The following is a 14633-nucleotide window of genomic DNA, read 5'->3' as shown; positions in this document are numbered from 1 at the left end:
GCGTGTAGAGTGCTAACCGCCCGGTAAAAATTTTTGCCGGGCAGCAAACTTGGTAGTAGGGTAGAACCTATCTCGCCGTTACCATGTTCCGTGAACGAATTACGAAGAAAACCGGTCTAGTGCCCATTCCTGCTCCGATCCCGCGGTCGAAATACGGCTCGCCACCGCGCCTCAATTCAAAGCAAATCCTCTGGCTTACGATCACCGGTCTCGCCGTCGGGGTCCTGGTTGCGGGCTCTTTTCTGCCACCTCTCGTGAGTGATAGCTGGCGCGGGCTCATCATGTCCGGCTATAGACCGGTCTGTCATCAGCTGCCGGGTCGGTCGTTTCACTTTGCAGGCGAACAGATCGCGCTCTGCCATCGGTGTGTCGGCATCTGGGGGGCGCTACCGGTCGCCATCCTGCTTTTCGCCGGGCTTCGCCGGTGGGATCGGTGTCTGTCCAACCGGGCGGGACTCGCGATTCTGCTCTCGCTCGCGCCGCTCGGAATCGACTGGGCGGGGGACTTCGCCGGAATCTGGCACAACACACCCGCCAGCAGGCTCATTACCGGAGCCATTTTCGGCCTGGTCGCCGGGTACTTTCTGGCCCGCGTTGTGATCAAGAGCGTCGGCGCCGGAGGCCGTGAAACAAAGGAACCTTCGGACACGAACACTTCCATCAAAGATGGTGGGTCGAGAGCTCCGAATTGATTGTTTTTCTCGGAGTCCGGCCGTTTCTTGGATCGACACGCTTTGTCACTCGCGTCGCGAATTCTTCAGACTATCCCTCCCGGACCCATGCCTGAAAAGAAACAATCGATCATTCTGGGATCGGCGCTCGTCGCTGTCCTGTCGACTTCCTACCTCGGGCTTATCAACTGCCTCTGCTGTGCTGGCGTTGTGATTGGAGCGCTCGTCGCCGTGTGGCACTACAGTTCTACGAACAGCATCACCCTGACGGGCGGCCAGGGAGCCGTGCTCGGGCTGACGGTTGCGCTGATCGGCGCCGCGATCAGCGCCGTGCTGGATTACGCATTGATGCAGGCGGGCATTCGCGTGGACCACACGATAATGCAGTTCATTCTCGACCGGTTCGGAGACCAGATGCCGCCGGAATCATATGACCAGCTCGTCGAACAGATGGAGGAGACCGTTACAGCAGGCAAGTTCGCGCTGCAGGCCCTGTTCGGAGTCGCACTATCTGCGGGCTTTGGAGCCATTGGCGGAGCGATCGGAGCGTCTGTGTTCAAGAAGGGCGGCGACGACCCGACCTATCCCCAGGGATAATCTCTCGATGGCCGTCCGGCGGGCTAGATTCGTTCGTCGGGCGACTGACGCCGAAGGGCGAGTGGAGGTCTCAGCACCTCTGATAACATCACTGCGTCACGTGCCGAGCGCCGAGAGCGTAACAGCGCGACGACTCCGTCGGCTGCTGTCGCTCGCTGTTCCGGAATGACTTCCTCAAGTTCGGGTGTCTCGATACGCGCAAGCTTCAGAGACTTGAACGGAACGGCGGCCGCGGGCGTGTGGGAACTGGACGGTGCTCTTTCGAACGATTCTTCACGCGTGAACCCGCTACCGGTCGCCGCTTCGTGCTTCGGTCCGAATTCGTCGGGGAAATACTCCGTCCGCTCCGCAGGGCGCGACTCCGGCTCCTGCCCACCAAGCGCCTCGCTGATTTCTCGAATAGCACGTGCGAATTCAGACTCCTCAGCCTCTTCGTACTCGGGCCTGTCGTCCACGGGTGGTGCCGACGTGGGTGTCTGCTTACCCTTGGTCTGGTTCCCGAACCAGCGGAACAGGGCGGGAAGAGCCAGTGCCGCCAGTATCAACAGATCAAAAAAGTCCATCGCTTACGCTGTAGTTCGTGCTTCAGGAAAGTACCGCGCCGCCGCCTGGCAGTCCAGAAGTACCGGACCGGTGTGCAATGAGGAGTTCAATCAGTCGCCGATTCGCCCTGGGGAAGGCGTAGCTGTCCAGTTCGTCAAAACGGGCCCAGCGGGAGTCCAGCGTGCTCACAGGATCACCGGCCACAAGCCGGCACACAAACGGATGCAGGGTCACCTTGAAGTGACTGTACGCATGTTCGATGGTGCTCAGTGCGGCGCCCGTCTCAACTTCCACCCCCAGCTCCTCACGTACTTCTCGCCGGCATCCCTCTTCGGGGGATTCGCCGCCCTCAATCTTCCCTCCAGGAAATTCCCACAGGCCCCCGAGCAGTCCATCTTCGGCACGTTTCTGAATGAAGACTCTGTCGTCGTCCACGAGAACGGCGACGGCGATTTGGTGGTGAGGCACCGGCCTTCTTTTTCGGCGAATGGGAAATTCAGCGGTCCGCCCGCTCGCAAACGCCGCGCACGCACTATTGACCGGGCACTCGTCACACTGTGGATTGCGCGGCGCACATACCGTAGCACCGAGCTCCATTATCGCCTCGTTGAAACGCCCGGGGTCTCGCTCGTCGAGCAGGTCATCGGCGAGTTGCTGGATAAGATTCTTTCCCTTTGAGGACGAGGGATCGTCACCGATCTCAAACAAGCGACTGATCACTCGCGTCACATTCCCGTCTACGACAGCGTAGGGTTCACCGTATGCAATCGACATGATCGCAGCGGCCGTGTACGGCCCCACTCCGGGCAGACCAATAACGCTTTTGTGGTCAGCAGGGAATACCGAGTCCATCTCACGGACGATCAGCTGCGCCGCCCTGTGCATGTTGCGCGCTCTCGCATAGTATCCCAGTCCTTCCCAGTCCCGGAGCACACCATCGAGTTGTGCAGCCGCCAGTGAATCAATGGTAGGGTAATTCGACGCGAATCGATTGTAATATGACTCGGCCTGATCGACCCTCGTTTGCTGCAACATGATTTCCGACAGCCAGATGCGATACGGGTCCTTAGTCCGCCGCCATGGCAGGTCACGTGCAACGTTGTTAAACCACGGCACAAGTCGCTCGCGGACCGTCTGGATTTGTTCTGCGACGTCCACCAACTCAGGGGATTACATCTACGGTGACCGTCAGCGTGTCGACGGTCAGGCCTCGACTGATCGCACGGAAGAGCAGGGTGTGCGTGCCGTCATCCCCAATCTTTGTCTGCCAGAAGAAAGCCGGGCCGCTGCGCCAGCTGCGAGCCGGGATGAGTAAGCTTTCGTAGACGTCAACCGGTTGGCCACCGACGGAGTCCGGCAGATGGGTGATGAGCAGCGCGCCGGCCTTCACGGCGTAGGAAAGCGAGTCGATACTCGTTACATGAAAGACGTCTTTTTCGCCCGGCGCGCGGACCGCCTCATCGACTGGCGCGTTTCCAGCCCACGCCGAAAGTGCAATCACGCCTGTCAGTATTCCCATCCAACCGAATCGTGCGAAAACGCCAAGCCACAATCGGAGGAGCCCGTGCCCGCCACTTGATGCAGCGATGGAGCCTCGGCGTGGTATTGGCAGGAATAATCGCATCATGTTCGGTGGCGGCGGCTCAGCCGACGGGCAGAGTACAGGTCGGGGCGGTCAGAATCTTTGTCGATGGTCGTCAGGTAAACCGGTCGCTGCCCGCTTCGTTTCCACTCGATTCGCTGGAAGTTGAGGGCCGTCGCGAAGTCGACAGAATCAGAACACGTGGCTTTCTGTATGCGCGGCTCGATTCCGTTGTTTACGGATCTTCACCGGCGATCTACTTAAGCAGGGGCTCTCTGGTGCGCATCGGTGAGATCCGAATCGAGGCATCGAGCCAGGGCGGCATAGACGATCCGGAGGAGTTCCTTCGCGTCCGCTTGGGAGATCCATTCGTCCCTTCCGTTGTTGAGCAGGATCTTGTCTTCCTGCTGGATGCGTACAACCGCGCCGGATACCCGTTCGCAGAGGCACGGATCGCCGGAGTCGAGTTGGTGCCCGGCGACAACCAGCGGGTACGACTGACCCTGGAACTGAATCCGGGTGACTCGATGCTGCTTGATCAGATACAACTACCCGGAGCCGTTCGAACGAAGCCCGGATACGTTGGCAGGATTACCGGAATGCGGCCGGGGCGAACGCTGACGGATTTCGATCCAGAGGAGATTCGCAGATCGCTGCTCGCAACAGATTTCTTTGATGAAGTGGGTCGTCCGACGCTGGCACGCGGCCGCGAGGGAAGCGTGATTGTGGTCATACCGATTGAAGAAGGTGCCCCCGGCAGCTTTGATCTTGTAATGGGTTACACGCCGCGAACCTCGGCCGTGCAGAGCGGCGGACTCGTTGGGACCGGACGTCTGGATCTGAGGAATCTGTTCGGTGGCGGCCGATCCTTCGATCTCAGACTGAATCGGCTCCCGGGTCGTGTCAGCACTGTGGATGTTGGCTTCGCCGATCCAGGTATTCTGCGGATTCCGCTTGGACTCGAGGGTCGATTCAATGGAGTGCAGCAGGATTCGACATACGACCAGCAGCGATACGCGCTCAATCTCAGCTACAGCCTGAGCAGAAATCTCAGAGTGGTGGCGGGGGCAAGTCGAGAGGTCACGAAGCCGGGGCAGGCTGGCTTGCGTCTTCGAGCCGGGACCCAGCGAATTCCGAGATCCACCGCGTCGTTTGTCGGCCTTGGCATTCGATTCGAGTCCGTTGACTGGCCGGTGAATCCGCGACGCGGTCTGGCTGTGGAGACGATGTTCGAGAGAGGAAACAAGAACCGCACGGGACGGCGCGCCGATGTTTCAGGAGACACCTTGACCGAGCGCACGAGGTCGGGTCAGGAAAGGCTCCGGGTGGAAGCACGATACTATGTACCGATCTTCCAACGGCAGGTCGTGGCCCTCGGTGTCGACGCACGACTTGTTTTCAGCGATGAGTATGACGAAAGCGACCTGATTCGATTCGGCGGAGCAAACTCGCTGCGCGGATACAACGAAGAGCAGTTTCTCGGGCGGATGGCAGGCCGCGCCGTAATCGAATATCGTTATCAGTTGGATCGCTATGCGTATGCGTTCGTTTTTACGGACATGGGAATCCTGGAGGTGCCGGAGACTCCGGAGCTGGAGGCGGTCAGGCAAATCCTCCCGGGATTCGGTTTTGGAATGCAGTTCCGCACTGTCGTGGGCTTGATCAACGCGACGTATGCGTTCAACGACTCGGACAGTCCGGTGGACGGGCGGGTTCACGTCGGGTTGTCGTTCAGCCTGTAGTTTCCGTGGGGTACAAAGTGAGGCATCTGTGAGAAGCAAGAGTGCGCCTGGTACGACGTTCTTTTTTGCGGCACCGGACGACTTCGACGGCGCGGTGGTGTCGCTTCGCGACGACGAAGCTCATCACGCTTCACGCGTGCTGCGCTTGCGCACGGGCGACGAGATTCAGATCGTGGACGGGATGGGAGGCTGGTACAGGGTGACGCTGGATAAGCTCGATGGCGGCGTGGTTCGTGGAAGCATTATTGAGCGCCGCCTGGGGGTAGGGGAGTCTTCGACCTACGTTCACCTTGCGGTTGCGGGTTTGAAGAGCCGGTCGCGCTTCGACATGATCCTCGAGAAGGCGACGGAGCTCGGTGTCAGCCGTGTCACCGTGCTCGATACTCAGAGGGCAGAGCGAGCAAGGGTGGATGTCGATCGTTCCACACGGCTGATGCGTGCCGCAATGAAGCAGTGCAAGCGCAGTCGAATTCCATTGCTGGAAGGTCCGGTTGGCCTGTCTGAATTTCTGTCCGCCGCCGAAGCGTCACGCAAATTGGTCTGCCACAACGGTGATGGGGACGTGTCCATCCCGAATGCCCTGGATGCGTCCGATCGCGACGTGACAATCGCGGTTGGCCCGGAGGGAGGATTCGCGGACGACGAGATTGATCAGGCGATCGCGCAAGGATTTCAATCCGTCCATCTTGGGCCAAGGCGCCTGCGCACCGAAACTGCGTGTCTCGTTGCCTGTAGCGCCATTCTATTGACAGGTATTGTATAATACACTGAAGCACAGCGGGTTATAGTTATCAAGAAATCCAATACTTTAATAGAGACAACAGTCTCGTCCGTCGAATTGGTGGACGGTGTGTTGATCAAGGCGAGGCGTGACGTCGTTCGCCTTCCGGATGGAAACGAGTCTGTTCGTGAGTGGATCGATCATCCGGGAGCCTCGGCAGTCGTACCGTTGTTCGACGACGGTTCGACCCTGCTCGTCAGGCAGTTTCGATATCCTCCGAAACGCGAATTCCTCGAGGTGCCCGCGGGCAAGATCGACATTGCGGGGGAATCTCCGGAGGACGTGGCGCGGCGTGAGTTGGAGGAGGAGACGGGATGGCGAGCCGGTCGACTGGAGTCACTCGGGTCCCTGTATCCGTGCATTGGTTACAGCAACGAAATCATCCATTTCTATGTGGCCCATGACCTTCAGCCCGGCACGCGTGCTCTTTCGGAAGGGGAATTCATGGAGAACGTCCGGATGCCGTTCACAGAGGCGGTTTCGGAGGCGAAGGCTGGCAAGATCATCGACATGAAGAGCGCTGTTGCGCTGATGATGGCGGCTGCGCGCCTTGAATTGGGAAGAATTGAATGAGAAAAGCGATCGAGGGCGTTCAACCAGTACATGAGTGGACGTCTTTGTCTGTATTTTAGACCTTCGTCCATTTTTCCTGTAGATCCGTCAATTAGGCCGCTTCAGGATGAAGAGTGGTCGAGACCTTTAACAAACTCCCGCACCCGACATGTTCACGCTTCTCGTAGTTATCATCGGACTCATTGCGATCATCATGATCCTTGTGGTTCTTTTGCAGAGCGGCAAGGGAGGCGGACTGGCCGGGATCGCTGCCGGCGGAGCGACGCAGAGCCTACTTGGCACGCGTACGGCGCCCGATATCCTGGAGAAAGCGACATGGGTGCTCGGCGCCCTGTTCATCTTCCTCTGCGTTGTCACTACGTTCTTTATTGGCGGCGAGGAGGGTAGTCAGAGCGTCATTCAGCAGGGCGACGCCACCGGACAGGCCGCGCCTGTTCTCCCTCCGGTCGACGCTCAATCGCTGCCTGCAGCTGACGACGCCGGCAGTGCCGCTACCGATACTCCCGACGAGTAGGCGAACCCGGGCGTGCGAGGTAGACGTCACTTCGTTGTGACATGCCGAATGTAATGACTCGCCCAATCACCCAGGCGCACCTTTTGTTCTGACGCAAATCCTCACAGAACAACAAGCGGCGACCCCGCTTTCGCAGAGCCGCCGCGGGGACGGTGTTATCGGTCTGTAAGCCGAATTCTGTCTTCCCGCCTGCCTTCCGCCGGGGCGCGTGCGAGGAGATCATCATTTATCTGGGACCTGCGTCACCGCAGGCCTCGAGCAGCCTACCCGTACTGCATTCAAGACGGGCCGTCTTTCCCACCTTGCGGTGGAGCAGTACTGCTTGGCCTTGCACCCCGTGGGGTTTGCCTGGCCGCAACGGTCACCCGAAGCGCCGGTGGGCTCTTACCCCACCATTTCACCCATCACCGGATCCCGGATAACCGGGACGTCGGCTGGTTTGCTTTCTGTTGCACTTGCCGTCAGTCGCTGAACGCAACTGCCTTCCCGTTAGGAAGCACGGTGCCCTGTGGTGTTCGGACTTTCCTCACCGCTCGATGAGCGGCGCGATGATCCGACCGATAACCAAATCCGACGATGCCTCAGAGCGGCATCTCCTTCGTCGTCTTCTGAAACAGTTCCAGATCGACAATGATTCGACCCGTGTGCTCGCACGCGACGATCCTGTTGCCCTGCCGGATCTCAACCTGACGCTGCGGAGGAACGGCAAAACCACCGGCGGCTCCACGATCGAGCGGTACCACCGCGCGTCCATCACGTAGTCGATTTCGCAACCTGTCGTAGGCTCGTAGATAGCGCGGGTCTACTTCGCTGGCAGCCGCCTTCCGCTTCTTCTCAAGATTCGACTGCTCAGATTTCGTGTCGTTGAGAACCTCTTCGAGCTCGGCCTTTTTACCCGAGAGAATGGACTCCATTTCGTCGAGTCGGAGCTTTGCCGCAGCTACAGCCTCCTCGCGCTCGTCCTTCGAGCCGTCAATGAGTTCAATCCGATTCTGAGCCTCGACGATGCGGTTGCGCTGGGCCTCGATCTCTTTCGTCAGAGCGTCGTACTCGCGGTTGTTGCGAACCTGAAGTTGCTGCTCCTCATACTTCTTGATCAGGTCTTCCGCGTCCTTGATATCTAACCCGGCCTGCTTCTTGCCGACTTCGTGCTCCTTTGCCTCCGTGTCGTATTTCTCGATCCGAGTCTCCAGGCCTGTTCGTTCATCCTCGAGATCCCGAATTTCGTCCGGAAGATCTCCCCTGAGTTTCTTGATCTGATCGATCTTCGAATCGACGAGCTGCAATCGAATTAAGGTCCGAAGCTGCTCACTGATACTTGATTCTACCGCTGTGACCATTCGTGATTTACGTGTCGTGTCGGGGGTTGGCGAACAAGATGATACGGCAGGAGATAGGTTATGTTCGAAGCATTTGGAGCAAAGATGCGCTAGGACCTGGTGAAGGTTCTGACGGGGCTCGTCCGAACGGTCGTCGGATGAAACTCGATCTCAGGCAGCGACTGTCTCAGTCGGTCGACTAGCAACTGCTCCGTTCCGGCTTCGGTCTCGTAGTGACCCGCATCGACGAGCAGCAGGTCGGCGGTCCCGTGCTCGTCCGACACCTCAAAAAACCGGTGGTACGAGACATCTGATGTGACGTAGGCTTGCGCACCCGCACGTCTGGCTGAATCCATGAGGTCAGCTCCAGCGCCTCCGCAGACGGCGACGCGCGAAATCCTTGCCTCATCGGGCCCTGAGAAGCGCAGCACATCCGCCTTGAGCGCTGCCGCGACGTGAGTCAGGAAGTCTGGCACCGCCATCGGCCCGGGCAGGTCTCCAACCGCCCCCAGCCCCGCACCCGAGTAGCGCCGGTTCTGCGGGTAGATGTCGTAGGCAACTTCTTCGTACGGATGGGCCGATCGGAGCGCTGCGATTGTCTGGGCTACCCGCCAGGTCGGCACCTCCGCCTCGACACGAACCTCCTCTACGGATTGCACCGTACCGTCGGCCGCACCGACGGCAGGCTGTGCACCCTCGCCCGCCCGGAAATAGCCGATGCCCTTCGTCCCAAAGGCGCATGAATCGTAGTTGCCGATCCGTCCGCCTCCGGCCGCCGCAATAGCTTCTCGAACCAACAACTCGTGGCTCTCCGGCACGAACGTCACCAGCTTGCACAGCGAGTCTTCAAGCGTTGTCAGAAACTCCACACCACGCAGATCCAACGCGGAGGCCAGGGCAAACGAAACTCCGTCACGCGCGGCATCAAGATTCGTGTGAGCCGCATACAGTGCGATGCCGGCCTCCGCCAGACGCAGCGCCAGTCCGCTTACGAAGTCGCCGCCGGTGAGCGACTTCAGCGGTCGGAAGAGAAGTGGGTGGTGCGTGATAATCAGATCCGCATCCTTCCGGATGGCCTCGTCGACTACTCCGGGCGTGAGATCGAGCGCCACGATCACCCTGCTGACGGATCGCTCCGCTCGCCCCACCTGCAGGCCTACGTTGTCGTAGGACTGCGCCGTCGACGGAGGCGCCCACTCCTCAATGATCTTCGCTATATCTGAAACTGATGCCATAAGAACGACGGTCAGCGACGGGCCGGACGACCGGAGAGTTCGATCCCCTCCGCTTCATCGACGCGAAGGGTCAGTAACGCTCCTATAATAAAAAACACCATGACGATCGCGACACCGAACCGCTGGTTTCCGAAGAACCCTGTCAACTGGCCCAGCAAAAGCGGGCCGAGAAACGCAGTCGCCTTGCCGGAGAATGCAAAGAAACCATAGAACTCCGTTTCCTTGTCGTCCGGAACGAATCGCCCCATCAGAGATCGGCTCGCCGACTGGTTTGGTCCGACCAGCAACCCCACAAGGATTCCCGACGTCCAGAAGAGCGCCACGGAGTGCGTGAGTACCGCGAGGAGGCTTGCAAACGTGAGTCCGACCAGCGTGATCAGGATCGTCTTCTTTCCGCCGATCCTGTCATCCAGAAATCCGAACAGATAGGCCCCGAGCCCCGCCGAGACGTTCAGCGCAATCCCGAAGATCATCACCTCTTCTATCGTGAAGCCGAATGTGCCGGCAGCGTAGATGCCACCAAAGGCGAATATGGTCACAAGCCCGTCGTTGTAAATCAGTCGCGCCACCAGCAAACGAAAGATCTGACGGAAGCGCCGGATGTCGTGGAACGTGCGGACGATCTGACGCGTGGCCTCTGTCATCACACCGTCGCCACGCCCGACGAGCCGGGGCTGCAGCTCCGGAACGAAAACGAACATGGGTATGCAGAAGATCGCGAACCACACGGCCACGAGAATATTGGTGGCGCGGACGTGTTCGCCCGTCGAAGCGTCTAGACCAAACGGAGGAACGTCTACCTGTACCAGGGCGAAGAGCGCAATCACCATGCACAGCAATCCGCCGACGTAGCCGAGCGCCCACCCGTAACCCGATATGCGACCGATCTTGTCAGGTGGCGCAAGGTCGGGGAGATACGCGTTGTAAAACACGTTGGCGAGTTCAAACGCGATGTTGGCAATCACAAACACCGTCAGGGCGTACAACACCTGACCGGGTCCGGGGAAGAACATGACGAAGCTCCCCACGATTACTACGATCGTTGAGATCAGCAGAAATCGTTTCCTGTATCCGCCGCGGTCGGCGATGGCCCCGAGGTATGGCGATGCAAGGGCCACCACAAGCGATGTGATCGTCACCGCCAGCGACCACTGCGCCGTTCCGGATACGGAGTCTGCTGCGATGGCCTTCGTGAAGTACGTCGCGTAGATGAAGGTCACGACGAGCGTGGTAAACGACGAGTTCGCAAAATCGTAGAGCGCCCAGGAGGCGATACTGCGGCGGTCGGTCGTTACGGATGAATTCATCAGGTGGACGTCGAGACGGATGTGGTCGGCGAAGGTAAGCAATTGGTTGAATCGGCGCGCCAGCCACGCGCCGTATGCGCAATATTTGGTACGCCGCAACCGATTTCCGCAATTGAATTCCAGACGCCAGTGACGTTTCTTGGGGCGGACTCACCCTGCTACCCTTCATGATTGGATCCACTTTCGGGCAGTACCGCATCCTGGAGCAACTGGGCCAGGGGGGTATGGGCATCGTCTATCGCGCCCACGACGAGAAACTCGATCGCTCCGTCGCCCTCAAGTTTCTTCCCCAGCATTTGCAGTCGGACGCCACGTCGAAGCAGCGCTTCATACAGGAGGCGCGTGCGGCGTCGGCGCTGGACGACCCGCACATCTGCACGATCCACGACATCGCCGAGGCCGAGGACGGGCGTCTCTACATCGTGATGACATTCTACGATGGTCAGACGCTTAAGTATCTCCTGGAACAGGGGCCCTTGCCGATCGATCAGGCCAACAGCATTGCGCACCAGGTTGCGCAGGGGCTGAAGACGGCGCACGACCACGGCATAGTCCACCGTGATATCAAGCCCGCGAATATCATGGTGACCCGGACGGGTCTGGTAAAGATTCTCGATTTCGGACTGGCCAAGCTTGGGGAGGCATCCGACATAACGAAAGCGGGGTCGACGCTGGGCACGGCGTCGTACATGAGCCCCGAGCAAGCTCGCGGAGGTGATGTCGACCGCCGCACCGATCTGTGGTCGTTGGGCGTGCTCTACTATGAGATGCTTACGGGGTCGCCGCCGTTTTCGGGCGGCTACGAAGCCGCGATCATGTACTCCATCCTGAACGAGGACGTTCAGCCGGTGTCGACCGGCCGCGCCAATGTCCCGGCGGAGTTCATCGATATCGTTGATCGGTGCCTGGCCAAGGAGCCCGATGACCGAATATCTGATGCCTCCAAGATTGTCGTGGCCCTGCGCGACCTGGTTTCCCACGAGGTATCAGCTACTACGTCCGCTGTTTCGGGCGTTCGACCGGCGGGAACGACGCCTGTAGGTCCGGATATGACGTCGACCGTCGGAAAGTTCGCGATCCTCGCTGCGCTCATACTTGGTGTTTCATACGCCGCCATGATCATGCTGGGGCTGCCCGGCTGGGTCTTCCCGCTTGCCGTGGTTGCGGTACTGGCCGGATTTCCGGTCGTTCTGTACGGCTTCCGGCTTGAGAAAGCGCGGTCCGAAATGCTGTCGGGCGAGCGACGCTCGCTCACCGGTTTGGCCTCGTGGCTTGATACGAGAAAGGCGTTTCAGGGCGGGTTTGTGGCGTCCGCGACATTGGTGGTGGCCGTGCTTGCCGCGATGGGTCTGCGGGCCGCAGGAATAGGACCGTTCGCAACGTTGATTACGTCGGGCGCACTGGACCGCGAGGACATGTTTATAGTTGCCGACTTCAATAATCGGACGGCCGTCGAAGGGTTGGGTGATACGGTGACGGAGGCGTTCCGGATTGACCTTTCTCGCTCCGAGGTTGTGAACCTGTTGGATCGGTCTGCAGTGCAGGCCACATTGGAGCAGATGCAGTTGGCGTCGGACACGGCGTTGTCTGAGTCGATCGCGTCGGAAATCGCGATCCGTCGCGGGGCCGCCGCAGTCGTATCGGGCGACATTCAGCCGGCGGGCGCGGGATTCGTATTGACCGCCCGCGTGAGTTCTGCCGACGGGAACGAGCTTGTGGCACTGCGCGAGAATGCGGCAGACGACGCATCCATTCTCTCGGCGATTGACAAGCTGTCCGGTCGCCTTCGCGAAGACATCGGCGAGTCTCTGGTCTCGATCCGTGCGAACGAGCCGCTGGAGGATGTGACGACGGCTTCGCTTGAAGCGCTTCGCGAGTATTCGCAAGGAGAAAGTGACGCCAGCGCCGCGCGGATCCGCGCGGCGATCCAGCACATGCAGCGGGCTATCGAGCTGGACACGACGTTCGCCATGGCGTATCGGAAGCTGGCAGTACTCCACGGTAATGCCGGCGATCCGCTTAGCCTCCAGTTGAGTGCTTCCGAAAAGGCCTTCACTCTTAGGCAGAATCTTCCGGTACGTGAGCGCCTGCTGACGGAGGCCTACTACTACAGCACGGTACTGGGCGACGACGAACAGGAACGAGTCGTTTATGAGACGCTTCTGGATCGTTACCCGAACGACGTTACGGCATTAAACAATCTCGCCATTGTGTACAATCAGCGTGGCCGACACGCTGACGCCGTCGGACTTCTTCGGCGTGCCCTTCGTGCCGCAGAGGGATTCACGTTCAGATCCAACCTCATCGAGAATCTCGTGGCTGAGGAGAGGTGGGCCGAGGTGGAGGAGGAGTTGGTCGCTTTCGACGTGGCGTTGCCAGGCAATGCGTACGTCCCGGCGTCCCGTGTCGGGATTGCCTATCTGAATGATGACTTTGAGGCTGCCACCGCCTGGGCAGACTCGGTCGCCGCGCGTTCAGGCGCCGACTTCTGGCAGCGGCGGTCCGTGGGTGCGAAGGCCGCGCTTTCGGCGGGGCAGGGTAGGATGACAGACTACCAGCGACTGAGTGCATCGGTACGCGAGCGAAGACTTGCAGCAGGAGACACAGTCGGTGCGATGTTTGAAGAGCTGAGACAGCTTTCTGCCGTACTCGAGCTTACGGCGTCTGACACGGAGATCCGCGCCGAGCTGGATCGCATTGTGGCAGCGTATCCGTGGGAGTCGTGGCCGGCGCAAGTCAGGCCCTATCCGTTCGTGGCGGGCATCAGCGCCTGGATTGGAGATGTCGACGTGGCGCGCGATTGGATTACTAGGTACAGGACCGAGATTCCGGCTGCCCTGCAGCGCAATGATCAGGCTGCGAACATCATCGATGCATTTGTCATGGCGCGAGAGGGCGATCTGGAGACCGCCATTCCAAAGATGGAATCGGCGTACAGGGACGCCGGGTGTCGACGCTGTTTTCAGGATCTCATGGGCACGGTCTACATGGCGGCAGGACAGAACGAGAAGGCGGCAGCCGCTTTTGAGCGTTTCACGAGTGCTCCTGAAATGTGGGGTGGCCTTATCAGTAATCCGGCGATGGTTGGACCGGTATTGGAATGGCGGGCCCAGCTGTACGAGCAGCGGGGAGAGACTGACCAGGCGATTGAGACGCTCGCAAGATTTGTCAAGCGGTGGGAGAGTGCGGATCCCGAGCTACAACCGCGCGTGCAGGCGGCGAAGAAGCGTATCGAAGCGCTTCTGGTCGAGAAAGCACGAGAGCCGGCCGCAACAGGCTAGCCGAATAGCTGGCGTTTGACCGGGGCCATCTACTCATCCGCGGACGCAGCGAACTAGTCCTTCGATTCGAGCGGCAGGTATTTCTGCGGGAGCAAGATCCCTGCTCCGGCCTGTTCCGGCTGCCACGCAAGATTGGCGATCCACCACCGGCCATCCTTGAACAGCACCTGGATGCTATTGACGCCACGAACTAACGGCGTCTCAAGATCGTCTCCGCGAAAACCTTCGTACGAACTGAAGGCGTGTACCAGATTGCCGAACCGTTCTTCGACCCGCGCAATCTCGGATTCAAAGAACCCCATCTCCACCAGACGGACACCCGACCGTTCGATGTAGTCCTCAGGGGTCATCTCGAGCACGTCGACTCTACCTTCCGGATTGCTGAAGATGGGTACGAGATTAGCGGTCGGCAGGAAGAGCGATCTGAATCGGTTCCAATCCCGTTCCTCACCGGCGGGCCCCGAAATGACATCGTACACAGCAGCGAT

14 protein-coding genes and 1 other RNA gene are annotated in these 14633 nt (G+C 59.6%); 7 read left to right on the top strand and 8 right to left on the bottom strand.

All coding sequences use genetic code 11. From position 1 onward, the window contains the following. The first annotated feature begins 83 nt into the window (after positions 1-83). Together HKN37_02855 and HKN37_02850 are read left to right on the top strand one after the other, a co-directional pair. Positions 84-692 (top strand): DUF2085 domain-containing protein, encoded by a 609-nt coding sequence (locus HKN37_02855; protein NNE45581.1) that lies wholly within the window; start codon positions 84-86, stop codon positions 690-692. Between the two features lie 87 nt (positions 693-779). Continuing rightward, positions 780-1268: a DUF4199 family protein gene (locus HKN37_02850; GenBank protein ID NNE45580.1), complete on the top strand. Its 489-nt coding sequence runs from the start codon at positions 780-782 to the stop codon at positions 1266-1268. A 23-nt stretch (positions 1269-1291) separates the two neighbouring features. Here HKN37_02850 and HKN37_02845 read toward each other — a convergent pair whose 3' ends face one another. From HKN37_02845 to HKN37_02835, 3 genes are read right to left on the bottom strand one after another with little or no spacing between them, the layout of a single operon-like run. Next, positions 1292-1831, bottom strand: coding sequence for a hypothetical protein (locus tag HKN37_02845; protein ID NNE45579.1), 540 nt, complete (start codon positions 1829-1831; stop codon positions 1292-1294). Between the two features lie 22 nt (positions 1832-1853). Continuing rightward, positions 1854-2951, bottom strand: coding sequence for an A/G-specific adenine glycosylase (mutY, locus tag HKN37_02840; GenBank protein NNE45578.1), 1098 nt, complete (start codon positions 2949-2951; stop codon positions 1854-1856). A gap of 22 nt (positions 2952-2973) precedes the next feature. Next, complete coding sequence (locus tag HKN37_02835) at positions 2974-3330, bottom strand: hypothetical protein (protein ID NNE45577.1); 357 nt, start codon at positions 3328-3330, stop codon at positions 2974-2976. Between the two features lie 11 nt (positions 3331-3341). Between HKN37_02835 and HKN37_02830 the strand changes: the two genes are divergently transcribed. From HKN37_02830 to secG, 4 genes are all read left to right on the top strand, one after another. Beyond that, positions 3342-5135, top strand: a complete 1794-nt coding sequence (locus tag HKN37_02830; GenBank protein ID NNE45576.1) for a BamA/TamA family outer membrane protein — start codon at positions 3342-3344, stop codon at positions 5133-5135. A 28-nt stretch (positions 5136-5163) separates the two neighbouring features. Next, the gene (locus tag HKN37_02825; protein ID NNE45575.1) at positions 5164-5898 is read left to right on the top strand and encodes a 16S rRNA (uracil(1498)-N(3))-methyltransferase; all 735 of its coding nucleotides are present in this window, start codon (positions 5164-5166) and stop codon (positions 5896-5898) included. 27 nt (positions 5899-5925) lie between these two features. After that, positions 5926-6489 (top strand): NUDIX hydrolase, encoded by a 564-nt coding sequence (locus tag HKN37_02820; GenBank protein ID NNE45574.1) that lies wholly within the window; start codon positions 5926-5928, stop codon positions 6487-6489. 148 nt (positions 6490-6637) lie between these two features. After that, a complete protein-coding gene (gene secG, locus HKN37_02815; GenBank protein ID NNE45573.1) occupies positions 6638-7003 on the top strand; it encodes a preprotein translocase subunit SecG in 366 nt (121 codons plus the stop codon). Between the two features lie 150 nt (positions 7004-7153). Here the strand turns inward: secG and rnpB are convergent. From rnpB to HKN37_02795, 4 genes are all read right to left on the bottom strand, one after another. Then, positions 7154-7568: RNase P RNA component class A (gene rnpB, locus HKN37_02810), an RNA gene on the bottom strand. A 16-nt stretch (positions 7569-7584) separates the two neighbouring features. Further along, entirely contained in the window at positions 7585-8343 is a 759-nt protein-coding gene (locus tag HKN37_02805; protein ID NNE45572.1) for a hypothetical protein, read from the bottom strand. An 89-nt stretch (positions 8344-8432) separates the two neighbouring features. Further along, the gene (locus tag HKN37_02800; GenBank protein ID NNE45571.1) at positions 8433-9557 is read right to left on the bottom strand and encodes a Nif3-like dinuclear metal center hexameric protein; all 1125 of its coding nucleotides are present in this window, start codon (positions 9555-9557) and stop codon (positions 8433-8435) included. Positions 9558-9568: 11 nt separating this feature from the next. Next, on the bottom strand, positions 9569-10864 hold the full coding sequence (locus HKN37_02795; protein ID NNE45570.1) for an MFS transporter: 1296 nt from the start codon (positions 10862-10864) through the stop codon (positions 9569-9571). 167 nt (positions 10865-11031) lie between these two features. On the opposite strand from HKN37_02795, the gene HKN37_02790 reads away from it, so the two are divergent. Beyond that, on the top strand, positions 11032-14145 hold the full coding sequence (locus HKN37_02790) for a protein kinase (protein NNE45569.1): 3114 nt from the start codon (positions 11032-11034) through the stop codon (positions 14143-14145). Between the two features lie 53 nt (positions 14146-14198). Here HKN37_02790 and HKN37_02785 read toward each other — a convergent pair. After that, positions 14199-14633 (bottom strand): hypothetical protein (locus HKN37_02785; GenBank protein ID NNE45568.1); only part of this gene is annotated, 435 nt, incomplete at its 5' end.

It is taken from the genome of Rhodothermales bacterium (assembly GCA_013002345.1).
In the GTDB taxonomy this organism is placed as follows: Bacteria; Bacteroidota; Rhodothermia; order Rhodothermales; family JABDKH01; genus JABDKH01.
The sequence above is the reverse complement of the archived record's forward strand: the minus strand, read 5'-3'. Positions and strand labels throughout refer to the sequence as shown.